Annotated in this window: 33 protein-coding genes; 13 read left to right on the top strand and 20 right to left on the bottom strand. The window is 65.2% G+C overall.

Annotated elements, in window-relative coordinates:
• The first annotated feature begins 16 nt into the window (after positions 1–16).
• Together ACFFP0_RS27735 and ACFFP0_RS27730 are read left to right on the top strand one after the other, a co-directional pair.
• Positions 17–1,000 (top strand): AraC family transcriptional regulator, encoded by a 984-nt coding sequence (locus ACFFP0_RS27735; RefSeq protein ID WP_377265452.1) that lies wholly within the window; start codon positions 17–19, stop codon positions 998–1,000.
• On the top strand, positions 997–1,932 hold the full coding sequence (locus tag ACFFP0_RS27730; protein WP_377265451.1) for a TolB family protein: 936 nt from the start codon (positions 997–999) through the stop codon (positions 1,930–1,932). The genes ACFFP0_RS27735 and ACFFP0_RS27730 overlap by 4 nt, the downstream gene beginning before the upstream one ends.
• A gap of 56 nt (positions 1,933–1,988) precedes the next feature.
• Here ACFFP0_RS27730 and ACFFP0_RS27725 read toward each other — a convergent pair whose 3' ends face one another.
• The 3 genes from ACFFP0_RS27725 to ACFFP0_RS27715 are packed head-to-tail and all read right to left on the bottom strand — an operon-like array spanning position 1,989 to position 3,719.
• Positions 1,989–2,693, bottom strand: coding sequence for a TIGR02281 family clan AA aspartic protease (locus ACFFP0_RS27725; protein ID WP_377265450.1), 705 nt, complete (start codon positions 2,691–2,693; stop codon positions 1,989–1,991).
• A complete protein-coding gene (locus tag ACFFP0_RS27720) occupies positions 2,690–2,911 on the bottom strand; it encodes a DUF1289 domain-containing protein (RefSeq protein ID WP_377265449.1) in 222 nt (73 codons plus the stop codon). Before ACFFP0_RS27720 ends, ACFFP0_RS27725 begins: the two co-directional genes overlap by 4 nt.
• 19 nt (positions 2,912–2,930) lie before the next feature.
• Positions 2,931–3,719 carry an adenosylcobinamide-GDP ribazoletransferase gene (locus ACFFP0_RS27715; RefSeq protein WP_377265448.1) on the bottom strand — a complete coding sequence of 263 codons (789 nt, stop codon included), beginning with the start codon at positions 3,717–3,719 and terminating at the stop codon, positions 2,931–2,933.
• 85 nt (positions 3,720–3,804) lie between these two features.
• On the opposite strand from ACFFP0_RS27715, the gene cobT reads away from it, so the two are divergent.
• Both cobT and ACFFP0_RS27705 read left to right on the top strand, forming a co-directional pair.
• Complete coding sequence (gene cobT, locus ACFFP0_RS27710) at positions 3,805–4,824, top strand: nicotinate-nucleotide--dimethylbenzimidazole phosphoribosyltransferase (RefSeq protein ID WP_377265447.1); 1,020 nt, start codon at positions 3,805–3,807, stop codon at positions 4,822–4,824.
• Between the two features lie 5 nt (positions 4,825–4,829).
• Positions 4,830–5,222, top strand: a complete 393-nt coding sequence (locus ACFFP0_RS27705) for a diacylglycerol kinase (RefSeq protein WP_377265446.1) — start codon at positions 4,830–4,832, stop codon at positions 5,220–5,222.
• Here the strand turns inward: ACFFP0_RS27705 and ACFFP0_RS27700 are convergent.
• The 3 genes from ACFFP0_RS27700 to ACFFP0_RS27690 all read right to left on the bottom strand — a co-directional run bounded on the left by ACFFP0_RS27700 (position 5,219) and on the right by ACFFP0_RS27690 (position 7,291).
• Positions 5,219–5,404 (bottom strand): type II toxin-antitoxin system RelE/ParE family toxin, encoded by a 186-nt coding sequence (locus ACFFP0_RS27700; RefSeq protein ID WP_377265445.1) that lies wholly within the window; start codon positions 5,402–5,404, stop codon positions 5,219–5,221. The genes ACFFP0_RS27705 and ACFFP0_RS27700 overlap by 4 nt on opposite strands.
• A gap of 86 nt (positions 5,405–5,490) precedes the next feature.
• Positions 5,491–5,706 carry a hypothetical protein gene (locus ACFFP0_RS27695; protein WP_377265444.1) on the bottom strand — a complete coding sequence of 72 codons (216 nt, stop codon included), beginning with the start codon at positions 5,704–5,706 and terminating at the stop codon, positions 5,491–5,493.
• A 49-nt stretch (positions 5,707–5,755) separates the two neighbouring features.
• The gene (locus ACFFP0_RS27690) at positions 5,756–7,291 is read right to left on the bottom strand and encodes a sensor histidine kinase (protein WP_377265443.1); all 1,536 of its coding nucleotides are present in this window, start codon (positions 7,289–7,291) and stop codon (positions 5,756–5,758) included.
• A 121-nt stretch (positions 7,292–7,412) separates the two neighbouring features.
• Here ACFFP0_RS27690 and ACFFP0_RS27685 point away from each other — a divergent pair, with 121 nt between their 5' ends.
• From ACFFP0_RS27685 to ACFFP0_RS27670, 4 genes are all read left to right on the top strand, one after another.
• Entirely contained in the window at positions 7,413–7,979 is a 567-nt protein-coding gene (locus ACFFP0_RS27685) for a thermonuclease family protein (protein ID WP_377265442.1), read from the top strand.
• Between the two features lie 2 nt (positions 7,980–7,981).
• Positions 7,982–8,626 carry a uracil-DNA glycosylase family protein gene (locus ACFFP0_RS27680; RefSeq protein ID WP_377265441.1) on the top strand — a complete coding sequence of 215 codons (645 nt, stop codon included), beginning with the start codon at positions 7,982–7,984 and terminating at the stop codon, positions 8,624–8,626.
• A gap of 65 nt (positions 8,627–8,691) precedes the next feature.
• Positions 8,692–9,180, top strand: coding sequence for an Lrp/AsnC family transcriptional regulator (locus tag ACFFP0_RS27675; protein WP_377265440.1), 489 nt, complete (start codon positions 8,692–8,694; stop codon positions 9,178–9,180).
• Between the two features lie 57 nt (positions 9,181–9,237).
• The gene (locus tag ACFFP0_RS27670; protein WP_377265439.1) at positions 9,238–9,447 is read left to right on the top strand and encodes a hypothetical protein; all 210 of its coding nucleotides are present in this window, start codon (positions 9,238–9,240) and stop codon (positions 9,445–9,447) included.
• Positions 9,448–9,491: 44 nt separating this feature from the next.
• Here ACFFP0_RS27670 and ACFFP0_RS27665 read toward each other — a convergent pair whose 3' ends face one another.
• The 10 genes from ACFFP0_RS27665 to ACFFP0_RS27620 all read right to left on the bottom strand — a co-directional run bounded on the left by ACFFP0_RS27665 (position 9,492) and on the right by ACFFP0_RS27620 (position 16,677).
• A complete protein-coding gene (locus ACFFP0_RS27665) occupies positions 9,492–10,181 on the bottom strand; it encodes a DNA alkylation repair protein (protein WP_377265438.1) in 690 nt (229 codons plus the stop codon).
• Positions 10,182–10,189: 8 nt separating this feature from the next.
• Positions 10,190–11,107 (bottom strand): NAD(P)-dependent oxidoreductase, encoded by a 918-nt coding sequence (locus ACFFP0_RS27660; RefSeq protein WP_377265508.1) that lies wholly within the window; start codon positions 11,105–11,107, stop codon positions 10,190–10,192.
• Between the two features lie 201 nt (positions 11,108–11,308).
• Positions 11,309–11,839, bottom strand: a complete 531-nt coding sequence (locus tag ACFFP0_RS27655; RefSeq protein ID WP_377265437.1) for a GNAT family N-acetyltransferase — start codon at positions 11,837–11,839, stop codon at positions 11,309–11,311.
• Positions 11,840–11,847: 8 nt separating this feature from the next.
• Positions 11,848–12,258 carry a CopD family protein gene (locus tag ACFFP0_RS27650; RefSeq protein ID WP_377265436.1) on the bottom strand — a complete coding sequence of 137 codons (411 nt, stop codon included), beginning with the start codon at positions 12,256–12,258 and terminating at the stop codon, positions 11,848–11,850.
• Positions 12,259–12,266: 8 nt separating this feature from the next.
• Positions 12,267–12,821 (bottom strand): DinB family protein, encoded by a 555-nt coding sequence (locus ACFFP0_RS27645; protein ID WP_377265435.1) that lies wholly within the window; start codon positions 12,819–12,821, stop codon positions 12,267–12,269.
• Positions 12,822–12,846: 25 nt separating this feature from the next.
• A complete protein-coding gene (locus ACFFP0_RS27640) occupies positions 12,847–13,662 on the bottom strand; it encodes a class I SAM-dependent methyltransferase (protein WP_377265434.1) in 816 nt (271 codons plus the stop codon).
• Positions 13,663–13,759: 97 nt separating this feature from the next.
• Positions 13,760–14,023 (bottom strand): usg protein, encoded by a 264-nt coding sequence (locus ACFFP0_RS27635; RefSeq protein WP_377265433.1) that lies wholly within the window; start codon positions 14,021–14,023, stop codon positions 13,760–13,762.
• 150 nt (positions 14,024–14,173) lie between these two features.
• Positions 14,174–15,004, bottom strand: coding sequence for an ABC transporter permease (locus ACFFP0_RS27630; RefSeq protein ID WP_377265432.1), 831 nt, complete (start codon positions 15,002–15,004; stop codon positions 14,174–14,176).
• On the bottom strand, positions 15,001–15,783 hold the full coding sequence (locus ACFFP0_RS27625) for an ABC transporter permease (protein WP_377265431.1): 783 nt from the start codon (positions 15,781–15,783) through the stop codon (positions 15,001–15,003). The genes ACFFP0_RS27630 and ACFFP0_RS27625 overlap by 4 nt, the downstream gene beginning before the upstream one ends.
• A gap of 111 nt (positions 15,784–15,894) precedes the next feature.
• Complete coding sequence (locus tag ACFFP0_RS27620) at positions 15,895–16,677, bottom strand: ABC transporter substrate-binding protein (protein WP_377265430.1); 783 nt, start codon at positions 16,675–16,677, stop codon at positions 15,895–15,897.
• Here ACFFP0_RS27620 and ACFFP0_RS27615 point away from each other — a divergent pair.
• From ACFFP0_RS27615 to ACFFP0_RS27595, 5 genes are all read left to right on the top strand, one after another.
• Positions 16,670–16,834 carry a hypothetical protein gene (locus ACFFP0_RS27615; protein WP_377265429.1) on the top strand — a complete coding sequence of 55 codons (165 nt, stop codon included), beginning with the start codon at positions 16,670–16,672 and terminating at the stop codon, positions 16,832–16,834. The genes ACFFP0_RS27620 and ACFFP0_RS27615 overlap by 8 nt on opposite strands.
• Positions 16,835–17,053: 219 nt before the next feature.
• A complete protein-coding gene (locus tag ACFFP0_RS27610) occupies positions 17,054–19,462 on the top strand; it encodes an OmpA family protein (protein WP_377265428.1) in 2,409 nt (802 codons plus the stop codon).
• Positions 19,463–19,593: 131 nt separating this feature from the next.
• Positions 19,594–19,797, top strand: coding sequence for a DUF4160 domain-containing protein (locus ACFFP0_RS27605; protein WP_377265507.1), 204 nt, complete (start codon positions 19,594–19,596; stop codon positions 19,795–19,797).
• A gap of 25 nt (positions 19,798–19,822) precedes the next feature.
• On the top strand, positions 19,823–20,113 hold the full coding sequence (locus ACFFP0_RS27600) for a DUF2442 domain-containing protein (protein WP_377265427.1): 291 nt from the start codon (positions 19,823–19,825) through the stop codon (positions 20,111–20,113).
• Entirely contained in the window at positions 20,110–20,244 is a 135-nt protein-coding gene (locus ACFFP0_RS27595) for a hypothetical protein (protein WP_377265426.1), read from the top strand. The genes ACFFP0_RS27600 and ACFFP0_RS27595 overlap by 4 nt, the downstream gene beginning before the upstream one ends.
• On the opposite strand, the gene mobB is transcribed toward ACFFP0_RS27595, so the two are convergent.
• From mobB to ACFFP0_RS27575, 4 genes are read right to left on the bottom strand one after another with little or no spacing between them, the layout of a single operon-like run.
• Positions 20,241–20,753, bottom strand: coding sequence for a molybdopterin-guanine dinucleotide biosynthesis protein B (gene mobB, locus ACFFP0_RS27590; protein WP_377265425.1), 513 nt, complete (start codon positions 20,751–20,753; stop codon positions 20,241–20,243). The genes ACFFP0_RS27595 and mobB overlap by 4 nt on opposite strands.
• Positions 20,750–21,376 (bottom strand): molybdenum cofactor guanylyltransferase MobA, encoded by a 627-nt coding sequence (mobA, locus tag ACFFP0_RS27585; protein ID WP_377265424.1) that lies wholly within the window; start codon positions 21,374–21,376, stop codon positions 20,750–20,752. The genes mobB and mobA overlap by 4 nt, the downstream gene beginning before the upstream one ends.
• A complete protein-coding gene (locus tag ACFFP0_RS27580) occupies positions 21,376–22,602 on the bottom strand; it encodes a multidrug effflux MFS transporter (protein WP_377265506.1) in 1,227 nt (408 codons plus the stop codon). The genes mobA and ACFFP0_RS27580 overlap by 1 nt, the downstream gene beginning before the upstream one ends.
• 38 nt (positions 22,603–22,640) lie before the next feature.
• A complete protein-coding gene (locus tag ACFFP0_RS27575) occupies positions 22,641–23,546 on the bottom strand; it encodes a DMT family transporter (RefSeq protein WP_377265423.1) in 906 nt (301 codons plus the stop codon).
• Positions 23,547–23,572: the final 26 nt, after the last annotated feature.

Genomic DNA, 23,572 nt, shown 5'->3' with positions numbered 1-23,572 from the left:
TGCTAGAAAATCCGATATGCTTGACAATTCGTCCAAAAAAGAGCCCGAAGATTATCCCGATCCGCTGAGCGAGATGCTGCGTGGGCTGAGGCTCGACGGGGTTGAATATGGCCGCTGCCGGCTTGCCGAGCCCTGGGCGACCTTCTTTCCGGCGCAGGAAGCGGCGCGGTTCCATTTCATTGCCTGCGGCAGTTGCTGGGTTCAGGTGCCATCCGGCGAATGGCTGCCCCTGCAGGCCGGCGATGCGGTGCTCCTGCCGCGTGGCGACGGGCATGTGCTGGCCAGCACGCCGGGCGTGGCGCCCCTGCCGTTCGAGCGGTTCGGACGCAAGGAAGTGTGCCAGGGCGTCTTCGACATGCAATGCGCGGATGCGGGCGGCGGCACGCTGGCCTTCACCGGCTCCATGCGCTTCAACATCGACAGGCTGCATCCGCTTCTGCAGATGATGCCGGAGGCGATGCTGACCAGTGCGCTCGCCAGGAACGAGCCGGCGATCCCGCATCTTCTCGACGCGATGGCGCGCGAGGTGGAGATGGACCGGGTGGGCGCGGGCGGCATTCTCGCCCGGCTTGCCGACGTCCTGACCGCCACCCTCATCCGCACCTGGGTCGAGCATGGCTGCGGGGATACGACCGGCTGGATCGCCGCCGTGCGCAATCCCGATGTCGGCCGCGTGCTGGCGGCCATCCACCTGCAGCCAGACAGGGACTGGAGCGTTGTGGCGCTGGCGCGGATCATGGGCGTTTCCAGGTCGGGTTTTGCCGAACGGTTCCTGCGGGTGGTGGGCGAAACGCCGGCGCGCTACGTCGCGCGGGTGCGCATGCACCAGGCGCGGCAATGGCTGAAGGACGGAATGCGGGTCGCCGTTGTGGCGGAGCGGCTGGGTTACGATGCCGAGGCATCCTTCAGCCGCGCCTTCAAGCGGATCATCGGAGCGCCGCCCAGCCAGTTCCGCGGGAAGGGCGATGGCGACGAACCGGTGCGGGATTTCGGCGGATGAAGACCGTCGATCGCGCCCTGTTTGTCGATGACGGAGCGGCGATCGTCACGATCGCCGGCAACCGTGTCGAAAAACACGTCCTGCAACGCGCGGCCGACGGGAACCTTGTCCCGAAGAGACTCTGGACGGCCAGGATCAGATACTGCTCGGCCCTGGTCGAGGCGCCGCAACAGGGCACGATCATCGCCACGGACACATCCGGCCGCCATTTCGGCCTCTGCAACGCCAGCGGCGGCATTCTCTGGCAGACCGCGCCGGTCGGAGAAGGCGACCGGGGCGTGCTGCTCGCCGATGGAACCTTTCTCTTCGCGACCTGGCATGGCCTGCTTCAGCGTCTCGACCCTCGCGACGGCCGCGAGGTTTCCGGGCTTTTTCAGGCGGGATCGCAACTGCGCAAACTTCACCTGACGCGTGGAAAGGACCTGCTGACGGTCGTCCGCCTGATCCCGGCCATATCCAGCCGGGACCCGGTTGGCGAGGTGCTGTGCGGCCTGGACATCGGCACGATGGCGATGCGCGAGCTGATGGGCAACACCTTCACCAGCGGAATGTACGTATCGCCGGACGGCCGGAAGATCCTGTGCCGCTACCTTGTGACCGATCCGGCCGGCGAGCTTCGCGCGCGGCCGTCGAAATGGGTCGTGAAGGACACGATGACCGGCGCCGGCCTGTGCGAGCGCATTGTCACGCCACCTCCCGCCTTCGCCCAGCCCGTCTGGTCTCCGGATGGGCTGTGGATTGCCTTCTCATCCCGGGACGCACACCTTTTTGTGTCCGCCGACACGCTTGCGCCGGTTGCGCTCGTCCCCGGGACGTTTCCCCAACGTCCCGTCTTCAATCCCGCCGGCGGCTTTGTCTGTCTTTGCCGCACGGACGATGCCGTGATCGCTCCCGTCGGAGAGCTGTTCCGATGGCCCTTTCCGGACGAATAGTAAGCGGGCTCGACTGCCGAGCCGTGCGGAAAAAGGGCCGTTCGGAGGCGAGCTGCTCAGTCCCTCAGCCTCAATTCATCCGTCTGCATCTGCAGCGAGCCGAGCGTCGAGAGGAAACTCATCCCGAGCAGGCTTTCGTCGAGCCGCCCGTCTTCCGCCACCATGGCGCGGACGTTCTGCCGCACGATCGGGCCGATGGCGATCTCATCGAGGCGGACGGGGGCTGCCATGGCCCTTCCGTTCGCCGTCATGACGCTGATGGTGTAGCTGAGGTCCTGCGGGTCGAGCCCGATGGCGCGGGCATCGTCGTAGGAGAGCACGACCGTGCTGGCTCCCGTGTCGACGAGCATCGGCAGCACCTTGCCCTCGACCCGCACATTGGTCTGGAAATGGTTGCCGCGCGTCTTGTGGATGATCACCTCGTTGCTGCCTTCGCTCGTGGTGACGACGACGGCGGTGCCGGGAAGCAGGCCCGCGACCATGCGTGCGCCGACATTGCGGGCGTCGTCGCGGTAGAGATAGGCGGCGACCAGTCCGAGCACGATCAGAAGCCAGATCGCAATGTTGCGCAGCACCTGTCCCATGTCGCCGCGGCGTCCCGCGAGGATGCCGACCGAAAGCAGGCCCGCGATCGGCACGAGATAGACCATCTGGCCGAAATCCTCGTTGGCGATGCCGAAGGTCTGGCCGGTGTCGTGGTTGAAGATCAGCAGCGCGAGGCCGATGCCGAGGACGAGGAGGACGAAGGTCAGGCCGTTCATGCGTCGTCGCGCTCCCTCGCCAGGCGTCGGCGGCGCGTTTCCCGCCGCGGCCGGCGTTCCACGGTTTCGAGGCGGGCAGGCAGGATGTCCATGATCCGGAGGCGCTCCGTGTCGGTATAGTCGATCCAGCCGGCAATCTCGTCGCGTGTCCGTCCGCAGCCGAAACAGTAGCCGGTCTTCATGTCGATCGAACAGACGAGGATGCAGGGCGAAATCATGGGAGAATATATCGGGGCTTCACGCGATGAGAGCAAGGGCGCAGAGCATCACGATCTCGCTGATCTGCTGCGTGGCGCCGATCGTGTCGCCCGTATGGCCGCCGAGCCTGCCGCGAACGAAGCGGGTGAAGCCGAAACCCGCGGCCGCGGCGGCGATGAGCGGCAGCAGCGTCCTGGGCAATCCCAGCAAAGGAACCAGCAGCAGGAGCGGCACGGCCGCGCCGATGAACAGCGCGAGGTTGCGGGCCGCCTCGTCCGGCAGGCCGGCGCCGGCCGCGACGCCGCTCTTGCGGGCGGATGGAAGCGCGTGCCAGTGGGCGACCATGACGGCGCGGCTGGCGGCGGCGGCGGCAAGCAGCGACAGGGCGGCGAGCGCGGGTTCGTGGCGTGCGAGCGCGGCGAGCGCGGCCGCACGCAGGCCGAACGACAGGACAAGCGCGACCACGCCGTAGCTGCCGGTGCGGCTGTCCTTCATGATCGACAGCGCGTGCTCCGCGTCCCGCCCGCCGCCGAGGCCATCGGCGGTGTCCGCGAGACCGTCTTCGTGCAAGGCCCCGGTCAGCAGGGCGAGCAGCGCCAGCGCGATCAGCGCGGAGAGCAGCGCGTCGCCGGACGCAAGCAGCAGCAGGGCGAGCGCGGGCAGGGCGGCGATGAGAAGGCCGGCGACCGGGAACGCGCGCACGGCGCGCGAGACCGAGCCGTCATGGCCCTGAAAAAAGCGGTCCGGCACCGGCAGACGGCTGAGGAAACCCACCGAACGGGCAAGGTCTGCGACGAATTCGCTTGCGTTTGGCAGTTGTTCCTCCATGAGTCCCCGACTATGAGAGGCGCACAGAAGCGCGATTTGCCGGGAAAGACAAGCGGACCCGGTTCCAAGACAAGAGAGACTTCAGATGAGCGTGACCGGCCTGCCTTTCGACGATTTCCGTGTCCTGTTGCAGAACCTTCCCGGGCCGGATGCGCGGGCGCTGGTCGCGGCGCGCGAGCGCGACGCGCAGCTCACCAAGCCGGCCGGCTCGCTGGGGCGGCTGGAGGAGATCGCGTTCTGGCTTGCCGCCTGGACGGGCAGGGCGCCCGCCGTCAACCGGCCGCTCGTGGCGATCTTCGCGGGCAATCACGGCGTGACGCGCCATGGCATCACGCCTTATCCCTCCTCGGTGACACAGCAGATGGTCGAGAATTTCGCGGCCGGAGGCGCAGCGATCAACCAGATCTGCGTCACCCATGACCTTGGCCTGAAGATCTTCGACCTGGCGCTCGACTACCCGACCGGTGACATCGCGACCGAGGCGGCGCTTTCCGAGCGCGATTGCGCCGCGACCATGGCTTTCGGCATGGAGGCGATCGCCGGCGGCACCGATCTCCTGTGCATCGGCGAGATGGGCATCGGCAACACGACAGTCGCCGCCGCCATCAACCTCGCACTCTACGGTGGCGACGCGGAGGACTGGGTCGGTCCCGGCACCGGCTCCCACGGCGAATTGCTGGCGCGCAAGGTCGCCGTGGTGAAACAGGCCGTGGAATTCCACAGGGACCATCTTTCCGATCCGCTGGAAGTGCTGCGCCGGCTCGGGGGCCGCGAGATCGCCGCGATCGCCGGCGCGATCCTCGCCGCCCGGGTGGAAAAGATCCCGGTCCTGCTGGACGGCTACGTGGTGACGGCGGCTGCGTCGATCCTGAAATCCGCCAATCCCTCCGCGCTCGATCATTGCCTGGTCGGTCATGTTTCCGGCGAGCCGGGCCACCTGAGGGCGATCGAGAAGCTCGGCAAGACGCCGCTTCTGGCGCTCGGCATGCGGCTTGGCGAGGGAACCGGGGCGGCGCTTGCGGCGGGCATCGTCAAGGCCGCCGCCGCCTGCCATTCCGGCATGGCCACGTTCGAGCAGGCCGGCGTCAGCAACAAGAGCAATTGAGCGTCATGGAAAAGACGCCGCCCGACAGCAATATCGAAAAGGCGGGCGGCATCCGCAGGGTGATCGCGGCGACACGCTATTCCATGCAGGGGCTGAAGCGCCTCTGGCAGGAGCCGGCCTTCCGGCAGGAGGTCTACGCCTTCGCCGCCGGCCTCGTCCTCTTTGCGGTCGTGGGCGCCGCGCCGCCGGATTATTTCGTCTTCCTGATCCTGATGCTCGTCCTGTTCAGCGTCGAGGCGCTCAACACGGCGATCGAGGAACTGGTCGACCGCATCTCGCCGGAGATTTCCACCGTCGGACGGCATGCCAAGGATCTCGGTTCCTTCGCCGTCTTCTGCCTGCTCTGCGCGAATGGGTTCTTTGCCTTATGGGTCGTGGTGCCGCGGATTTGGAACTAGACGCCTTTGCGGGGCGTGTGGCGAAACCGCTGGACGATGATTTCATCCGCTCCGATGCGATAATAGATGACGTAAGGATAGGGCTTGCGGAAGAAGCGGCGCGTGTTCCTTCTGCCGGTTGCCGCTCCGGCATGCGGCCGCTCCCGGAGGAAGGCCAATATCTTTCGAAAGCGTACCGCCACCTTCGACGCTCAATCCGGAGAACGCTCGCCGATATAGGAGATGGCGCTGTCGATTTCTCGAAGGGCTCGAACCGTATAACGGAGTTTCACAGGCCGTACTTGGCCCACATCGCCCGAACGTCCTCTTCGGTCGCGATTTCTCCCCGTTCGATTTCCCGGTCGGCCTCTTCTTCAGGTGTGAGCTGGTGGACGTTTCCGTCGTCTTCGCCCATGAAACTCAACAGAATGCCGGCAATCTCGTCCTGCATTTCGGCGGGAAGTTCCCTTGCTGCTGCGATGGCGCGGTCGAGGAGTTTTGTCATGGGCGCATTATGCAAGCAAATGCCCGTCCACGGAAGCCGGGCGTGCCGGTCACGCGAAGCTTCTGCGGCGGCGCTCGATGGCCGGAGCGTCGGCGACCGCCGGCACGCTCTGCAGGACGCGGGTGGCGGGCAGTATGGCGATCGCTTCGGTGCCCTCGCGCAGCTTCGAGCGCAGGATGAACTGGCCGTCGTGCTTGGCGAGGATCGCCTGAACGATCGGCAGGCCGAGGCCGGTGCCCTGTTCGGCGCTCTTGATGGCGATCGATCCCTGGCCGAAGGCCGAAAGCACGACGGGGATTTCCTCTTCGGGAATGCCCGGGCCGTTGTCCTTGATCGCCACATACTGGCCGCCGCCGGCCGTCCAGCCCACCTTGACGGTGACCTCGCCGCCCTGGGGGGTGAACTTCACGGCATTGGAGAGCAGGTTCAGCAGCACCTGGCGCATCGATTTCTCGTCCGCCCAGACCTGCGGCAGATCCGGTTCGAACTGTTCGCGGATCGTGATGTTCTTGGCGCGGGCGCGAAGCTGCACCATGCCGATGCAGTCCTCGGCGATTTCCAAGAGCGAAAGCGCCTCCTCGCTCAAGTCGTAGCGGCCCGCCTCGATGCGCGAAAGGTCGAGGATCTCGTTGATGAGGTTCAGCAGGTGCTGGCCGGAACGGTGGATGTCTCCGGCATATTCCTTGTAGGTGGGGTTGGCGAGAGGGCCGAGGACTTCCGAGTTCATCACCTCCGAGAAGCCGAGGATGGCGTTGAGCGGCGTGCGCAGCTCGTGCGACATGGACGCCAGAAAGCGGGATTTCGCGAGGTTCGCCTCTTCCGCCCGCCGGCGCGCCTCGTCGGACATGGATTTCGCCACTTCGAGTTCGGCGATCAGGTCGTCCTTTTCCGACTGGTAGGACATCAGCGTGAGGTTGGAACGGTAGAGCCGGTCGGCGATGTAGTGGAAGAAGACGACGGCGGTGGCGCACATCGCCGTCAGGCCGATATCGAGCAGGTGCCGGGACAGGACGGCCGTGACGAGCATGGCCGTGATCGTCGGCAGGAAGCCGAACAGCACGCCGAGCCGCAGCATGAAGCTGCCCATCGCGGTGATCGAGATCGCCACGAGCAGCACCGCGCCCTTGTAGAAATAGTAGCTGTCGCCGGAACAGGCGCTGCAGCTCTGCAAGGAGAAGATCGCCCAGCCGAAACCGATCAGCACCTGGGCGGCAAGCAGCCTGCCGCGCCATTTGCGGGTCTCGATCGCCGAGATTTCCTTGCGGCTCGCCCGCCTTGCCAGAAGCACGTTGATCGCATGGACGCTCAGCATCAGCAGCGCCCAGGCGAAAAGCCCGGTTTCCGGGTTGAGATAGACGCCGATCACCGTCACGAGAACGATGAAGAGCGGCATGATAGAGGCGCCCTGCAGCACGGCGTTGACGTGCAGGCCCAGCATGTCGCGGTCGAAGACCTGATTGCCCTTGGCGCTGGACTGGAGCCGTTCGCGGGTCGCGCGGACAGCCTTCGATACAGCCTTGTTGCGGTGGCTGCGCGATCGATCCACGATGATCTTGTCGGTCGAAGTGCTGACGCCGTTACTCATGATTGCTGGATTGCTTGCCCGGGTGGTTGAGAGACTAGGTGCAAAACCTTAAGAGAGTCCTGCCGGGAAAGGTTTTGTTTGCCATTTCTCTGAAGCTTCCGTTTTTCAATAAGGCGAGATTGTGGCTCGTATATTCAGGATCTTGCGGGGCGGCGTGGTTCTGGCCGCCTTTTTCATCCTTCTGGCGCTGATCGCGGCAAAACTGGACGGGACGGCCGACACCGTCATGTCCGGGCCGTTCTACGCGATCGATGGCGACACGCTTTCGGCGGGCGGCGAGCGCCTGCGGCTGCAGGGCATCGACGCGCCGGAGATCGACCAGACCTGTGAGGATGACCGCGGCATGGCCTGGGCCTGCGGAAGGGAGGCGAGACGGCTGCTGGCGCAGCTCGTCACGGACCCGCAGACGGAATGCCTCGGCCGCGAGCGGGACCGTTACCGCAGGCTTCTCGTGCGCTGCCGCGCGGGCGCCGCCGGCATCAATGCCGCGCTGGTGCGGCAGGGACTGGCAATCGCCTCCGGCCTCTATGCCGAGGAGCAGGCGGCGGCCCGGCGGGAGCGGCAGGGGCTCTGGGCCGGACATTTCGAGAGCCCGCGCGACTGGCGGGCGAGCCGGGGCATGATGGAGGCCCCGAACCTCCTGGAGACGGTCGTGGGCTGGATGAAGCAGATGGCCGGTCGGGGATGAGCATGGATGGGATCGCCGGACGGCACCGCGAGCTTGAAACCCTGCGACAGGCCATCAAGGCCTGTCGTATCTGCCGCGACACACCTGCAAGGGGCGAGGGCGACCGCCTGCCGCACGAGCCCCGGCCGGTGGCGGTGCTTTCCCAGACGGCGCGGGTGCTGATCGCCGGCCAGGCGCCGGGATTGCGCGTGCATGAAAGCGGGCTGCCTTTCAACGATGCCTCGGGCAACAGGTTGCGGGACTGGATGTCGGTCAGCCGGGAGGAATTCTACGACGCGGATCGTTTTGCGATCGTGCCCATGGGTTTCTGTTTCCCGGGCTATGACGACAAGGGCGGCGACCTGCCGCCGCGGCGGGAATGCGCTCCGTTCTGGCGGGCGAGGGTGCTGGCCGCCATGCCGCAGATCGAACTCGTTCTGGCGGTCGGGGGCTATGCGCATGCCTGGCATCTGGGCGCAAGGCGCAAGAAGAGCATGACGGAAACGGTGGAGAACTGGCGCGACTATTTCTTTGCCAACGAGGGGCCGCGCGTCCTGCCGCTGCCGCATCCGAGCTGGCGCAATACCGGCTGGCTGAAGAAAAATCCCTGGTTCGAGGCCGACGTGTTGCCGGTCCTGCGACAGAATGTGGATAGCCTGATCCGTTGAAACAAAATTCGGTTAACTGCTATGAATTAGGTGTATAACGAAAAATCATTTCGAAAGGACTCTGGATGGACCGCCTTGACCGCAAGATCCTGCGCATTCTGCAGGAAGACTCCACTCTCGCCGTCGCGGACCTCGCGAAGAAGGTGGGCCTGTCCACCACGCCCTGCTGGCGGCGCATCCAGAAGATGGAGGAGGACGGCGTCATCCGCCGCCGCGTGGCGCTGCTCGATCCGGGCAAGGTCAATACCAAGGTCACGGTTTTCGTATCGATCCGCACCGCAAGCCACTCGATCGAATGGCTGAAGCGTTTTTCGGAAGTCGTCGTGGATTTTCCCGAAGTCGTGGAATTCTATCGCATGAGCGGGGACGTGGACTATCTCCTGCGCGTCGTCGTGCCGGATATCGGCGCCTATGACGCGTTCTACAAGCGGCTGATCTCCAAGATCGAGATCCGCGACGTCTCCTCGGCCTTTGCGATGGAGCAGATCAAGTACACGACCGAACTGCCGCTCGACTACATGATGCTCGATAACCAGAAGTCGGGAGAGGAGTAGGTCTGCGTGGATTTTGCCTGATTACCCGCTATACTGGGCATGACCGGAGGTTGGCCCATGCGGATGATCGAGGCACTGCGCAGGATGAAGGACCTGATCGGGACGATCGCCCCTCGCGATCGCTCCGGGGCGCGGCAGGACAACGTTTCGTCCTGTCATGCCGATCCATCCATGGGAGACGGCGTTGCGGAAGAGGAGCCTGATGGCCCTCAGCTTCTGCACTCCCATTTCTTCGTCATGAAGCCCGGCGTGCATGCCGCCGGATAAGGACCTGTCCGGATTGCCGCCAATGCCGGCTCCGGGCCTGCGGCCTAACCCTTGAGGCGCGCCAGAACCTTCTCGCCCGAAAGCTCCTTCACCGCATCCTTGCCGATCCAGCGGGCGGTCTTGTCGACCGAAGTGGCAAGCTTCTGCGAAAGCGCGAGCGCCGGCCCGTGGCAGTTGCGGCTGCGCTTGCCGATGTTGCGCAGCGCCCAGTTGACCGCCTTCTTCACGAAATTGCGCGGGTCGTCGGCATGGGCCTCGATCAGCGGCAGGTAGGCGATGAAGGTTTCGTCCGGCTCCCGCTTGTTGTGCACCGTCGCGCCGGCGATCATTGAAAAGGCCGCGCGGCGGACGAATTCCCGGTCGTCTCCGGAGAATTCCGCGATGAGCTCCCGCCAGAACGGCGTCTCCGTGAGAAGGTCGGCGGCGGCGTCGACGATTTCCCAGGAGGCGAAATCCGCCGACCAGGCGCGGACTTCCGCCGGCGTCAGCGCTGCCGGATCGGCGGTGTAGATCGCCAGCATCCGCGCCTCGCGGATGCCGGTGCGCCACAGATCGAGCGCCCGGCCGTGGTTGCGTCCGACGCGCCGGGCGATCTTCTGCAGGTCCGGGTTGGAAATGCCGATCGCCCCGTCGGTCGCGATGCCGTAGCGCGCCATGCCTGCGATATTCTCCTGCGAGCGCAGCGATTGAAGATGCGCGACGATCTCCGCGACGGAGGAGGGCGAGCCGATCATCCCGCCGCCTATTTCCTGTCGAGCCGGGCGAGAAGCGAGGACGTGTCCCAGCGGTTGCCGCCCATCGCCTGCACGTCGCCGTAGAACTGGTCGACCAGCGCGGTCAGCGGCAGTTTGGCGCCGTTGCGGCGGGCTTCCGTCAGCACGATGTCCAGGTCCTTGCGCATCCAGTCGACCGCGAAGCCGAAATCGTACGTGCCGGCATTCATCGTCTTGTAGCGGTTCTCCATTTGCCAGGAGCCGGCGGCGCCCTTGGAGATCACCTCGATGACCTTCTCGATGTCGAGGCCGGACTGCTTGCCGAAATGGATGGCTTCGGCAAGGCCCTGGACGACGCCGGCGATGCAGATCTGGTTCATCATCTTGGTGAGCTGTCCGGCGCCTGCCGGGCCCATCAGGCCGACCATGCGGGCATAGGCGTCGATGACCGGCTTCGCCTTGTCGAAGGTCGCCTGGTCGCCGCCGCACATGACGGTGAGGACGCCGTTTTCCGCCCCCGCCTGGCCGCCGGAAACCGGCGCGTCGATGAACCCGATGCCCCTGGCCCTGGCGGCGGCCTCCAGCTCGCGGGCGACTTCGGCGCTTGCGGTCGTATTGTCGATCAGGATCGAGCCGGGTTTCATGCCGGCGAGCACGCCGGTCTCTGCGATCGTCACCGAGCGCAGGTCGTCGTCGTTGCCGACGCAGGTGAACACGAAATCGGCACCGCTTGCGGCCTCCGCCGGCGTGGCGCCGGTCCTGCCACAGAATTTCGCGACCCAGTCGGAAGCCTTGGACGCGGTGCGGTTATAGACCGTGAGGTCGTGGCCGCCTTTCTCCTTGAGATGCCCCGCCATGGGAAACCCCATGACCCCGAGACCGATGAATGCCACTTTCGCCATGCTGAACCTCCGGAATTTCGTTGTCCGAGGATTAGAGCCTTTCAGGACTAAATTGAAGTGTCCTGTTGGCTCAAACGGAGTCGGATGGTCGACCGGCCGGCGCAGGTCGTGGCCAAGCTCGACAGCCAAGCCGGCCGGTCGATCAGGCGGCCCGCTTCAGCCGACCCAAAGGGCCGGGGAGCAAAGCCGCTGCCCGGAAAAGCCGCATCGGACGAATTGCATCGATTTCGTCGGCCGGCCCGAGCCTCAGGCGGCGAGCGTGTAGCGGCATTGCCGGATCATTTCGCCGCGCGGACGGGAAAAGCGTTCGACCGTGTCGATCGGGGCGAAGCCGAGCTTCGCGAGAATGCGCCCGGAGGCGGGGTTGTCCTCGGCATGCCCGGATTTCAGGGTCGAAAGTCCGGCGGTTTCGAACGCGAAGCGGGTCAGGGCGCCGGCTGCCTCGAAAGCGTAGCCGTGGCCCCAGGCGGCGCGTTCCAGCCAGTAGCCGATTTCCCCCTCGGGTCCGCTGATCTCGTCGAGATCGGTAAGGCCGATCATCCGACCGTCGGTCTCCACGGCGAAGCGGAAGGCCTCGCCGGCGAGCCATTCGCGCCGGTGGTCGGAAAACCACGCATGGATCGCCTGCCTGTCGGCCGGGAAGGAGGCCATGCGCAGCATGCGCGTGACCTCCCAGTCCGACTGGATTTCGAATGCGCGGTCCGCATCGGCGCCGTCGCTCGGCCGCAGGACGAGACGGTCCGTCCTGATCGCATGACGCGGAGGCGTCGTCGTCATCGGGCCGGTCAGAACGGCTTGATGACCGCAAGCGCCACGATCAGCACGAGCGATACGAGGATGATCGGCATGCCGGCGCGCACGAAGGCAGGCGGATCGAGCTTCGGATCGGCCTCCATCCGGCGCATCCAGCCGCCCTGCATCCCGTGCAGTGCTGACAGCATGAGGACGATCAGGAATTTGAAGCCGAACCAGCCGGTCGTGTAGAAGCCGTAACCGAAGGCGAGCCAGAGACCGAAGACCCATACGCCGCCCAGCGCGGCGGTGGTCACCGTCCGGTCGTATTTCCGGAGCGCCGAGATCACGCCAACGCGGATCGCCGGCGGCACCATGCCGATGACGAAGGCGTTGATCAGCATGCCGCCGATCAGCAGGAAGTCGGAAAGGAGATGCAGGGCCTTGATGGTGAAATATGTCATGGTTCAAATCAACTCCAGATCATGGCTTCGGTGAAGCCGAGTTCGGCAAAATCCTGTCTGCGCAATTCTTCCTCGTCCGCGGCGAAGAATTCGTCGAGCTGCGGCGGGGCCACGGAGGTTCCCGACAGCATGGCGTGAACCTGGCCGCGGTGGTGGATCTGGTGCTGGAAGAGGTGCAGCAGCACGCGATCGGCGGTTTCCACCTGCACATGGTCCGCGCGCGGGAGGCGGACTTCCTGGGCGAGTGTCTCCGCATCGATGCTGCGACAGTGATGGATAAGACGCCGGTCGGCCGCGCGCTGCTCGCGTTCGAGGTCGGCAAGGACGGGAAAGGGAATTTCCGGCTCGAAGGCGGCAGCCCCCACGCAATCGCCTTCGAGCGCGCTGACATAGAGCCAGTCGACCGTCAGGATATGGTTCAGCGTATGGACGATCGACGGGAAGAAGCCGACGCGCGTCGCCGCAAGCTCTTCCGGCGAAAGCCGGCCGCAGGCCTTGAGCAGCCGGTGGTTGGCCCAGGCGTTGTTATAGGCCTGGGCGAGAAGATAGCGCTGGGGCGTCATGCAGAATCCTCCATGCGGAGGAGGTTTAGCCTTTCAGCCGGACGATGACCAGATGGCCAGGGCTCGGATGCCCGTCCTGCATGCGCACGTTGATCTGCGACATTTCGACCACGTCGAAACCGGTGTCGGCAAGCCGGGCGCGGATATAGGCCTCCGTGTGAAGGAAGCGCTGGTGCGGTCCGACGATATAGGGGCGGCCATCGGCATCCCCTTCCGGCAATGTTTCCGACGAAAAGACGAAGACGCCGCCGGCGACCATGTTTTCCGCTGCGCCGAAGAAGAGCGGTTCCAGCGCGCCGAGATAGGGCAGCACGTCCGTGGCGGTCACCAGGTCGAACGGCTCCTCGTCGTTGTCTTCCAGGAAATCCTCGGCCTCCGCGACGTAAAGCGTCTCGTAGAGGTCCTTTTCGTGGGCGATCTCGACCATGTTCTCGGAAATGTCGATGCCGGTGATGTCGTCGGCCATGTCGCGCAGCGTGCCGCCCGTGAGGCCGGTGCCGCAGCCGAGGTCCAGCATGCGCTTGAACGGCCCGAGCTCCAGTTCCTGCAGGCGCTGGCGCACCATGACCGGCACGGCATAACCGAGCTGCTCGACCAGGATGTCCTCGAAGCTTTCGGCGTGCTGGTCGAAGAGGGTTTCGACATAGGCGTCCGGCGCCTTGGGCGGCGTTTCGCCGCGCCCCATGGACGCGATCCGCACGGCGGCGCCGCCATGATCTTCCGGATCGATCGCCAGCACGTCCTCGTAGGCCTTCACGGCCGCGTCGATATCGCCCGCCTTCTCCAGTGCCAGAGCCCGGTTATAGGCTTCGGCCAGCGCTTCCTCGTCGATCTTCTTCATCGGCTTGTCCTTCGTTTCGGGAGGGCTTTAAGCCGACGATCGCCTTTTGGCAATCACCGCGGGGCGTGACGATCCATTCGGAATCGAGCAGCTTTCCTCAATGCAGGATGATTTCTCCCTTCACGGCGCGCCATTCGCTCGCCGAGATCAGCTTGCGGTGAACGTAGCGGACCGAATGCAGCGGTCCGTCGAGCTTCTCCTGCCAGAACTTCAGGAACCCCTTCATCTCCGGAAAGTCCGGAGCGAGGTCGTAGTCCTGCCAGATATAGCTCTGCAGCAGCACGGGATGATCGGGCAGGTGGTAGAAGATCTGGGCTGTCGTCAGGCCGTAGCCCTTCAGCATCATTTCCATTTCAGACATCGGCAGTTCCCACTTCTTGTTTTCGGATGACGTTTCAACGTCACCCGACAAGGTGAGCATGCCACGGTTAACTGAGGCTTTACAATTGCTCTATAAAGGCGTATTCGTGAAATTTTACAATATGTTAGCAGCGATTTGGATTGAGTGCTGCTAACGTTTCAGATGGCGCGTGAGGCGGGCTTCGAGGAAGGCCCAGACGTGCCTCAGCGTTTCGACGATGGCAAGATAGAATATCGCCGCCCAGAGATAGGTCTGGTAGTCGAAGGTGCGCGAGAAGGCATAGCGCGTCTCGCCCATCAGGTCGTAGACCGTGACGATCGCCACGACCGCGGAGCCCTTGATCATCAGGATGATTTCGTTGCCATAGGGCCGCAGCGCGACGATCAGGGCCTGCGGCAGGATGATCTTGCGAAAGGCGATGTACTTGGAAATGCCGAGCGCCGCGGCTCCCTCGTGCTGGCCGCGCGGCACGCTCTGTATGGCGCCGCGCAGGATTTCGGCCTGATATGCGGCGGTGTTCAGAACGAAGGACAGCAGGCCGCAGAACCAGGCGTCGCGGAAGAACCACCACAGCCCGACGGTTTCGAGCCCCGTCCTGAAGCTGCCGAGGCCGTAATAGATCAGGAAAAGCTGGGCGAGCAGCGGGGTGCTGCGGAAGACATAGACATAGACATAGGCGATCGTGTTCAGCACGCGGTTGTCCGACATGCGCGCGAATGCGATCGGCAGCGAGAGCACGGCCCCGAAGATGATCCCCAGGGTGACCAGCGAAATCGTCGTCCAGAGGCCGTTGAGGTAACGCGGCCCGTAACGCAGGAATTTGGCCTCGTCCCAACCGGTGATGACGGTCAGGACGAGCGCGCCGGCAAGCAGCGCCCAGAGCGCCAGGACCGCGATCGCGGCAATGCGCGCGCCGGTGATCTTGCGCCTGGCGAGGGGCGGCGCCGGACGCGGCGGGATGAGTTCCGTCACGACCGTCATCGGCGGCCCTCCGAACGCCTGACGTTGCGCTCCAGGAATCCGAGGCCGACCGAGGAGAGGGTGGCCAGTATGAGGTAGAGCAGGCAGGCGATGCCGTAGAAGAAGAAGGCTTCCTTGCTGACGCGGGCGGCGATGCCCGTCTGGCGGAGGATTTCGGCAAGCCCGATCGCGGAGGCGTAGGACGTATCCTTGAGCAGGATCAGCCAGAGATTGGTGAGGCCCGGCAGCGCGATGCGGATCAACTGCGGCATGACGACAAGGCGCATGGTCCGCCAGCGACGAAGGCCGAGCGCGTCGCCGGCTTCGTACTGGCCGCGCGGAATGGCCCTGAAGGCGGAAAGCAGCACTTCCGACGAATAGGAGGAGAAGACCACCGACAGTGCCGTGACACCCGCCACGAAGGCATTGATCTCGATCCGCTCCTCGTAGCCCATCCAGGAGAGAAGCGCCTGAATGAGAATCTGCAGGCCGTAATAGATGAGGAAAAGCGTCAGCAGTTCCGGCAGGCCCCGGAAGATCGTCGTGTAGATGCCGGCGGCAAGCCTCAACAGCTTGTCCTCCGACTGTGCCGCAAGCGCGATCAGGAAACCGATGATCAATCCCACGGGCAGCGTCACGATGGCCAGCGAGATCGTCATCCGGACGCCCGCGGCGATTTCATCTCCCCATCCCGCGTCGCCGCAGGCGACCAGCGATCCCGCGCCGAACAGCGAGAAAATGCCAACAGGTCCGCAAAGCGGATCGAGTGTCGTGGAGAGGGCGGAAAAGAATCCGCTCATAAGGTCGTTTTCCCCTGCGGCTTCTGTCGTGCCGCTCTTGTCTTGGCTTCATTAAAAAGAAAAACGGCGGAAGGGCAAGCCTCCCGCCGGATTATCGGGGTCCCGTGGCGCTTACTTGTCGCCGTAGACGTCGAAATCGAAATATTTGTCGTTGATGGCCTTGTACTTGCCGTTGGCGCGGATCGCGGCGACCGCGGCGGAGAACTTGTCGGCAAGCGCGGTTTCCCCCTTGCGGACGGCAATGCCGGCGCCTTCGCCGTTGATCTCGGGATCGAGCGGCAGGGGGGCGAGGATCTTGCAGCACTTGCCCGCGTCCGACTTCACCCATTCGGAAAGCACGACGACATCGTCGATGACGGCGTCGATGCGGCCGTTGGCGATGTCGAGCTTGTATTCATCGGCGGTCGGATAGAGCTTCAGCTCGGAATCCGGCATGTGCTTTTCGGCGTAGTTGGAATGGGTGGTCGAACCCTGGGCGCCGATCGTCTTGCCCTTGAGGCCCGCCGCCGTGGCTGCGGTGATCGGCGAATCCTTCGGCACGGCGATTGCCGGCGGGGTGTTGTAGTACTTCTTGGAGAAGGTGACCTGCTCCTTGCGTTCCGGGGTGATCGACATGGAGGCGACGATCGCGTCGAACTTCTTCGACTGCAGCGCCGGAATGATGCCGTCCCAGTCATTGGTCACGAATGTGCAGGTGACCTTCATCTCCTCGCAGAGCGCCTTTGCGATATCGATGTCGAAGCCGGTCAGCTCGCCGTTGGCCTCGAGGTTGTTGAAGGGCGGATAGGCCCCTTCCGTACCGATCACGAGCTTTTCCTGGGCATTCGCCGAACCGGCGAAAAGCGACAGCGCCGCGACGGAAGCAGCGGCGAGGAATCGGGTGGAGATGTTCATGATGATCCTCTCTGTTGGCGGCCTCGGCGGCGTATTGACCTTTGTTTCGCCGCGAGGAAGCGGGGCACTCTCGCCCCGTCTGCAATTTATAGATACCGCCTCGGACAAAATTGCAACGGCATTTTACGTGCACGTCTGCGTGGCGTCGCGGATTTGAAGCCGCCCCGTCTTCCCGCGGCGGGCGCCGGAGCGGGCGCGGAGCCGGGGCATGAATTCCGGAACATGAACGGGGCATTCACACGCGGTTCATGCCGCCGGGAAGATGGTATGAAGGAACGATTTCCGGCTGATTCCGTTTCAGCCGCCGCGTAAGTCCGCCCTGGCTGGCAATAAAGGACGCGCACGAAAGGGATTCACCCGAAAAGAGGAAATGTCGATGTCGAGGAAATTCAGACTGTTCGCCAGCGCCGCAGCGCCGTTTATCTCGCTGCCGCTGATGATGCAGCCGGCCCTGGCCCTTCCCCCGAACCCCACCATCGAAGCCGGTCAGATGCCCGGCATCGTCAAGGTCCAGGACGAAGACCCGCTGCAGTTGAAGAAGCGGCGGGCGCAGGAAGGCGAGGCAGGCGGCGAAGAGCAGCAGCGGCCCCGGCGCGATCAGGGCGGCGATCGGGGGCAGGGCGACCGCCAGCGGCAGCAGGCGCCGTCTCCCCGGGCCCAGCAGGAAGAGCAGCCGCGGCGCCAGCGCGAGGCCGCTCCGGAAGCGGCGCCCCGTGAAGCAGCCCCGCGTGAGGCCGCCCCGCGCCAGGCTCCGCAGGCCGAACGTCCGGCCGCGGAAGCGCCGGCGGAACGTCCGCAGCGCCGCCAGCAGCAGGCCGACCAGGGGCAGGGCGATGCCGAACGCCTGCTGCGCCGCCAGCAACAGCAGCAGTCGGGTCAGGACCAGGGCGGCGGCGAACGTCCGCAACGTCGTCAGCAGGACAACGCGGCTGAGGGGCAGGGCGGCGACGTGGCTCCGCCGCGCCGCGATCGCCAGCGCGATCAGGCCGCGCCCCAGGCCGAACAGCCCGCATCGAGGCAAACGCAGCAGCAGCCGGCGCCGGAAGGCACCGACCGTCAGCCGCCGCGCCGGAATGCCCAGGAGCGCAACACGGCGCCGGCAGACGGCCAGGCCGTGACGCCGCCGCGTCCGCGCGTGAACGACCGTGCCGCAACGCCGGAAAGCACGCAGGAAACCGCGCCCGGAAATCCGGCCCGGGAGAACGCCGAGGGACAGCCGCCGCGCGAGCAGCCACGCCGCCAGACGACGGAAGGCCAGCAGCCCCAGCCGCCTGCGGACCAGCCACGCCGTCAGACGACGGAGGGCCAGCAGCCTCAGCAGCCTGCTACCGAACAGCCGCGCCGTCAGACGACCGAAGGCCAGCGTCCCCAGCCGCCTGCGGATCAGCCGCGCGAACAGACGACGGACGGCCAGCGTCCCCGGCCCTTGCCGGGCCAGCCGCAGCGCACCCAGTCGGAACAGCCCGCGCAGCCGGACGCAGAGCGGAATGCGGGGCAACCCGCCGATGGTGGCCGGCAGGCGGGCGATCAGCCGCAGACGCGGCCCCAGCCGCCGCGCACGCCCGAGCAGATCGAGCGGGCGCGCCAGATCGCCCGCGACCCCGCTTCCGCCCGCGAGGGGGAACAGGTCGTGCTGCCGGTCGAGAACGGTGCCGCCGTGCTCGACAGCGCCAAGGAGCGTCCGCGTCCGCCGCGTGACGGCGACCGCCCGCGCCGCAGGCCGGCGGAACAGGCCGACCAGCAGCAGGTCGCGCCGCCGAGATCCGATGCCGAAGCGCAGGCGGGCGCCCCGCTCAGCCGCGAGCAGGAGGAGCAGGTCCGCGCGATGATCCAGGAGCGCGGCGAACGCCTCGACCGGCGCCCGCAATTCGAGCGGCCCCGGGGCTGGGAGTTCCGCGAGGAAATCGGCCGGGACCGGGACCGCGAGCGGGATCGCGACGGCGCCCGCACCATCATCTCGATCGACGACCAGACCTTCGTGCGCCACGACGACAGCCGCCGCTTCTACGACGAGCGCGGCCGCGCTCCGGTCTACGAGCGGCTTCGTGACGGACAGGTCCGCGAAGTGATTGTGCGGGATGACGGCACCCGCATCGTCACCGTCCGCAACCGTTATGGCGAGATCATCCAGCGCAGCCGCGTCCTGCGGGGCGGGGACGAATATGTCCTCTACTATGCGCCGGAACTTGCGGATGAACGCCGCGGCTCGGACCATGTCTGGCGTGATCCCGGTTATGACCTGCCGCCGATGCGTCTCAGCGTGCCGATCGACAACTATATCATCGACACGTCGAGCGAGCCGGACAGGGATTATTACGAATTCCTGGAGCAGCCGCCGGTGGAGCGCGTGGAGCGCGTCTACACGCTCGACGAGGTCCGCTATTCGGCCCGCATCCGTGACAAGGTGCCGCGCATCGACCTCGACACGATCACCTTTGCGACAGGCAGCGCCGAGATCCCGATGAACCAGGCAAGCTCGCTGCGCCGGGTTGCCGATGCGATCAACAAGGTGCTGGGCAAGGACCCGTCTGAAACCTTCCTCATCGAGGGCCATACGGATGCGGTGGGTTCCGACAACGACAACCTGATCCTTTCCGACGAGCGGGCGGAATCGGTGGCCCGGGTTCTGACGGACGCCTTCGGCATTCCGCCGGAAAACCTGACGACCCAGGGTTACGGCGAACGGTATCTCAAGGTTCAGACCGATGGCCCGAACCAGGAGAACCGCCGCGTCACGATCCGCCGCATCACCCCGCTGGTGAAGCCGGTCGCCTCGAACCGGTAGGATCGCCGTTCACCGAAAGACAAGGCCGCCGGAGCGATCCGGCGGCTTTTTGCATTGAAATAGTGCGTCATGCGCAATATTTGGAATCTCGCGGGGATGGATGATGCCGACCATCGTAAAGCTTAGGAAACCTGAAGATCCAGATTTTTGCCGATGATCATCATCCGCCTCATTTTCATGTCGTCACGCCGGATCATGAAGTTCTGATAGGGCTTGCCAAGCTGGAAATCCCGGCGGGTTCGATCGATCGGCGCAGCCTCGGGACAGCCATGGCCTGGGTGACCGAAAACCGGGAGGTGTTGGAGGATGCCTGGCAACGTCTCAATGTAAGATGACGATATCATCGCGGTTGGAAACCCTTTGCCTCGGATTGCCGAGGCCGTTCCGCTTGACGGGCGCAGGGTACGGATTGTCTGGGATGGTGGAGAGGCGAGCGTCGTCGACCTCGCACCCGCGCTGGAGAGCCGGCGTATCTACATTCCGCTTCGTCAGGATGACGAGCTGTTCCGCCGGATGATCGTCAGCGAAGATCGTAATTGTCTGCAGTGGCCTGGCGAGGACCTCGAATTTTCAGCTGTGCGGCTTGCGGCGCTTCCGCCCGTCACATTCGCAACAGTGATTTTCGGGATGCAATGGACACGCTTGGCATGAGCCTGGAAGGCATGGCCTCCGCGCTTGAAATCTCGCGCCGTCTTGTCGCCGATTACCGCAAGGACAAGCCGATCCCCCGGCATGTGGCGCTGGCGACGCGCTATCTCGTCGAGCACCGGGGCAAGGTCTAGCGAGCAAGTCCCGTCGCTGTCACGATGAAATCGGCGATCGCCGCCGTGTCGTCGAGGCCGAAGACGGGCAGCGCGTTTTCCATGACCGGATGGTCGGCTGCGATGGCGACGATGTGCGGGTCGTTCGGCGCGAGCGGCTCCCTGCTCCGGGCGTCCAGCCGCCGGGCCTCGATCTTCGGCACCGGCTCGCGCTTGTAGCCTTCGATCAGCACGAGATCGCAAGGGGCGAGGCGCGCCAGGATATCGTCGAGACGGGGCTCGGGCTCGTCGCGCAGCTCGTGCATGATGGCGAAGCGGGCGCCCGACACGATCGCCACCTCATGCGCGCCGGCCTCGCGGTGCCGGAAAGAATCCGCGCCCGGCTTGTCGATGTCGAAGTCGTGATGGGCGTGCTTGATCGTCGAGATCCGGTAGCCCCGGCGGGTCAGTTCCGCGACCAGCCGTTCGGCAAGGCCTGTCTTGCCGGAATTCTTCCAGCCGGAAATGCCGAAGACGCGGGGAGGTGTCACGCAAGCTCCTTCGCGAAATTGCGGGCCTCTTCGAGGTCCTCGGGCGTGTTGATGTTGAAGAAGGGGTCGAGCGGGCCGCGCGCCGTGTCGATCAGCGGGAATTCGACGGTCACCATGGGGTGACGCCGGAGGAAGGCCTTGATGCGCCGGTTGTCGGGATCGCCGAGCCAGGCCTCGAGATCGTCGGCGACTGAAACCGGCCAGAGCCCGAAGACCGGATGGCTGCGTCCGTCCGAGGCGGCGATGACGACCGCATCCGGATTATCGGTTGCCGCCCGCAGGCGCTCGGCAAGATCGGCCGGCACGAAAGGGCTGTCGGATGGAACGGTCAGGAGATGGGTGGCGGCCGCGCCGCGGGCCTCGATGTCGCGCAGGCCGGAAAGCACGCCGGCAAGCGGACCGATGTGGTTTCCGATCCGGTCGGGCAGGAGGCCGAAACCCAGCGGATTGGGAAAGTCCTCCGGCGCATTGAGTGTGATTGCCGAAACCTGGGGAGCGAGCCGCCGCACGATGTGCGAGAGGATGGTGACGCCGCCGATGTCGAGGAATGCCTTGATGGCGCCCATGCGGCTCGATCTGCCGCCGGCAAGGATCAGGCCCGGGGGGCGGTGAATGGTGGCCATCAGTCGTCGCTCCTCGTTTCGATCGCGCCTTCGCGACGGTCGATCTGGCGGACGTATTCGGTGGCGGCCAGGGCGAGCACGGTCGAAAGGCCCATCACCAGGAGCAGCGGCATCGCGCCGCCGTCCTCCTTCAGAACGGCCGCCGCGATCGTCGACATCGCCGCGCCGCCGCCGACGGTGATCGCGCCGCCAAGCCCGGAGGCGGAGCCGGCAAGATGCGGCCTCACGCTGACGATCCCCGCGTTCGAGCTCGGCAGCGTCAATCCGTTGCCGACGCCGGTCAGCGCCAGAGGCGCGAAGAAGGCGGTGGCGGATGCGACCTCGCCGAAGAGCAGCGCAGTGGTGATGCCGACGCCGATCAGGCTGACGACGCTGCCCGAGATCATCATGGTCATCGTGCCGAGGCGGCGCGTATACCGTCCCGAGATGAAATTGCCGACCATGTAGCCGGTGGCGATCAGGAAGAATTGCACGCCGAGCATGGTGGGCGTCAGGTGGTAGATCGCCGTGCCGATGAAGGGCGCGCCGCCGAGGAAGGCGAAGAAAACGCCGGACGAAAAGGTCGAGGTGAGCGTATAGCCCCAGAAGCGGCGCGACCGGAACAGGTCCGGCCAGCTCAGGAACTGGGCGGTGAAGCTCGCGGCGGGCGTGCGGTTCGTTTCGCCGAGATCGATGGAGACGAGCGTCAGGGTCAGCAGGCCGAGCCCCAGGATCAGGACGAAATTCGCCTCCCATCCGAAGAGATCGCTGAGCGTGCCGCCGACCGTCGGCGCGATCATCGGCACCAGCGACATGCCCATGGTGACATAGGCGATCATCGAGGCCGCCCCTTCCATCGGCACGGTGTCCCGGATGATGGCGCGCGGCAGCACGAAACCCGCCACCACTGCCGTCTGCAGCAGCCGGCCGATCATGAAGACGGTGACATTCGACGCGGTGAGGCAGATCAGCGTGCCGACGAGGAGGATGAGGATGCTGCAGATCATCACCCGGCGCCGGCCGAAGATATCGGAAAGCGGGCCGAGCACGAGCTGGAGGAGGGCGGTGCCGGCGATATAGCCGGAGACGGCGAGCTGCATGACGGCATAATCGGTGCCGAAATGAACCGCCATCGCCGATAGCGACGGCAGGAAGACGTTGAGCGAAAGGGCCGCCAGCCCGGCGCAGACGACGAGCGTCAGGATATGCGGTGGGGTTCGTCTGTCCAGAAACCGGCTCTGCTGCACGTCGTCCTGCCTCTCTTTCACGCCTGCCGCCGCTCCCGTCAGGCCGGCGGTGCGGTGCTGGCCTTTTCACCCACGACGCTTTGCCGCTTGCGTTCGCGATAGAAGGTGTAGAGGCCGGAGCCGATGACAATGGCGGCGCCCGTGAGCATATAGGCGTTGGGCCGTTCGCCGAACAGGAAGACGCTGATTGTAAGAGCCCAGAGAAGGCCCGTGTAGCGGAAGGGCGCGACGAAGGAAATCTCCCCGATGCGCATCGACTTGATGATTGCCTGATAACCGGCAAAGACCAGGACGGAGGCGAGTGTCAGGTGCATGAGCGCATTGGAGCTGACCGGCTGCCAGCCGCCCATGGGCGCGATCAGGATCGCTCCGACGAAGGTATTGGCGAGCGATGTGAAGAGCGTCACGGTCAGCGTCGGGATGTCGTCCGCGATCCGCTTCGTCGTGATGTCGCGGCTTGCCGTGAAGAAGCAGGCGGCGACGGCGAACAGGGCGGCCGGCGTAAAACCCTCCGGCCCCGGCCGGATGATGATGATGACGCCGAGGAAACCGACGGCGATCGCCGTCCAGCGACGCCAGCCGACCGGCTCCCCGAGGAAAAGCGCGGCGCCCAGCGTCACCGCGAGCGGCAGCGATTGCATGATCGAGGACGCAGAGGCGAATTCGATATGGGCGAGGGCCGAGAGGAAGGTAAGCGTGGCGCCGATCTCGAAGAAGGTGCGCAGCAGGACCAGCGGCTGCATGACGGCCTTGAGCGACATCGCGACGCCGAGATAACGCGCCACGCCATAGATCAGGATCGTGGCGATGACGCCGCGCACCGCCATGATCTGGGCGATGCCGAGTTCGGACGTGATGGATTTGATGAGTGCATCGTTGCAGGTGAAAGCCGCCATGGCGAGCGACATGAAGAGCGCGCCGCGCGAATTCTCCGTCGATGCCATTGCGATTCCTCCAATACCGTAAGTCT

This window comes from Neorhizobium puerariae (assembly GCF_042429745.1).
Lineage (GTDB): Bacteria > Pseudomonadota > Alphaproteobacteria > Rhizobiales > Rhizobiaceae > Neorhizobium > Neorhizobium puerariae.
The sequence above is the reverse complement of the archived record's forward strand: the minus strand, read 5'-3'. Positions and strand labels throughout refer to the sequence as shown.

Excerpts from the sequence above, each read along its gene's own strand:
- ACFFP0_RS27645 (WP_377265435.1), bottom strand. The coding sequence starts at position 12,821 with ATGACGCCCCAGCGCTATCTTCTCGCCCAGGCCTATAACAACGCCTGG.
- ACFFP0_RS27630 (WP_377265432.1), bottom strand. The coding sequence starts at position 15,004 with ATGACGGTCGTGACGGAACTCATCCCGCCGCGTCCGGCGCCGCCCCTC.
- ACFFP0_RS27625 (WP_377265431.1), bottom strand. The coding sequence starts at position 15,783 with ATGAGCGGATTCTTTTCCGCCCTCTCCACGACACTCGATCCGCTTTGC.
- ACFFP0_RS27735 (WP_377265452.1), top strand. The coding sequence starts at position 17 with ATGCTTGACAATTCGTCCAAAAAAGAGCCCGAAGATTATCCCGATCCG.
- ACFFP0_RS27640 (WP_377265434.1), bottom strand. The coding sequence starts at position 13,662 with ATGAAGAAGATCGACGAGGAAGCGCTGGCCGAAGCCTATAACCGGGCT.
- ACFFP0_RS27730 (WP_377265451.1), top strand. The coding sequence starts at position 997 with ATGAAGACCGTCGATCGCGCCCTGTTTGTCGATGACGGAGCGGCGATC.
- ACFFP0_RS27705 (WP_377265446.1), top strand. The coding sequence starts at position 4,830 with ATGGAAAAGACGCCGCCCGACAGCAATATCGAAAAGGCGGGCGGCATC.
- ACFFP0_RS27715 (WP_377265448.1), bottom strand. The coding sequence starts at position 3,719 with ATGGAGGAACAACTGCCAAACGCAAGCGAATTCGTCGCAGACCTTGCC.
- ACFFP0_RS27695 (WP_377265444.1), bottom strand. The coding sequence starts at position 5,706 with ATGACAAAACTCCTCGACCGCGCCATCGCAGCAGCAAGGGAACTTCCC.
- ACFFP0_RS27690 (WP_377265443.1), bottom strand. The coding sequence starts at position 7,291 with ATGAGTAACGGCGTCAGCACTTCGACCGACAAGATCATCGTGGATCGA.
- mobA (WP_377265424.1), bottom strand. The coding sequence starts at position 21,376 with ATGGCCACCATTCACCGCCCCCCGGGCCTGATCCTTGCCGGCGGCAGA.
- ACFFP0_RS27680 (WP_377265441.1), top strand. The coding sequence starts at position 7,982 with ATGGATGGGATCGCCGGACGGCACCGCGAGCTTGAAACCCTGCGACAG.
- ACFFP0_RS27725 (WP_377265450.1), bottom strand. The coding sequence starts at position 2,693 with ATGAACGGCCTGACCTTCGTCCTCCTCGTCCTCGGCATCGGCCTCGCG.
- ACFFP0_RS27610 (WP_377265428.1), top strand. The coding sequence starts at position 17,054 with ATGTCGAGGAAATTCAGACTGTTCGCCAGCGCCGCAGCGCCGTTTATC.
- ACFFP0_RS27655 (WP_377265437.1), bottom strand. The coding sequence starts at position 11,839 with ATGACGACGACGCCTCCGCGTCATGCGATCAGGACGGACCGTCTCGTC.
- cobT (WP_377265447.1), top strand. The coding sequence starts at position 3,805 with ATGAGCGTGACCGGCCTGCCTTTCGACGATTTCCGTGTCCTGTTGCAG.
- ACFFP0_RS27650 (WP_377265436.1), bottom strand. The coding sequence starts at position 12,258 with ATGACATATTTCACCATCAAGGCCCTGCATCTCCTTTCCGACTTCCTG.
- ACFFP0_RS27675 (WP_377265440.1), top strand. The coding sequence starts at position 8,692 with ATGGACCGCCTTGACCGCAAGATCCTGCGCATTCTGCAGGAAGACTCC.
- ACFFP0_RS27720 (WP_377265449.1), bottom strand. The coding sequence starts at position 2,911 with ATGATTTCGCCCTGCATCCTCGTCTGTTCGATCGACATGAAGACCGGC.
- ACFFP0_RS27670 (WP_377265439.1), top strand. The coding sequence starts at position 9,238 with ATGCGGATGATCGAGGCACTGCGCAGGATGAAGGACCTGATCGGGACG.
- ACFFP0_RS27575 (WP_377265423.1), bottom strand. The coding sequence starts at position 23,546 with ATGGCATCGACGGAGAATTCGCGCGGCGCGCTCTTCATGTCGCTCGCC.
- ACFFP0_RS27615 (WP_377265429.1), top strand. The coding sequence starts at position 16,670 with ATGTTCATGATGATCCTCTCTGTTGGCGGCCTCGGCGGCGTATTGACC.
- ACFFP0_RS27595 (WP_377265426.1), top strand. The coding sequence starts at position 20,110 with ATGAGCCTGGAAGGCATGGCCTCCGCGCTTGAAATCTCGCGCCGTCTT.
- ACFFP0_RS27635 (WP_377265433.1), bottom strand. The coding sequence starts at position 14,023 with ATGTCTGAAATGGAAATGATGCTGAAGGGCTACGGCCTGACGACAGCC.
- ACFFP0_RS27665 (WP_377265438.1), bottom strand. The coding sequence starts at position 10,181 with ATGATCGGCTCGCCCTCCTCCGTCGCGGAGATCGTCGCGCATCTTCAA.
- ACFFP0_RS27620 (WP_377265430.1), bottom strand. The coding sequence starts at position 16,677 with ATGAACATCTCCACCCGATTCCTCGCCGCTGCTTCCGTCGCGGCGCTG.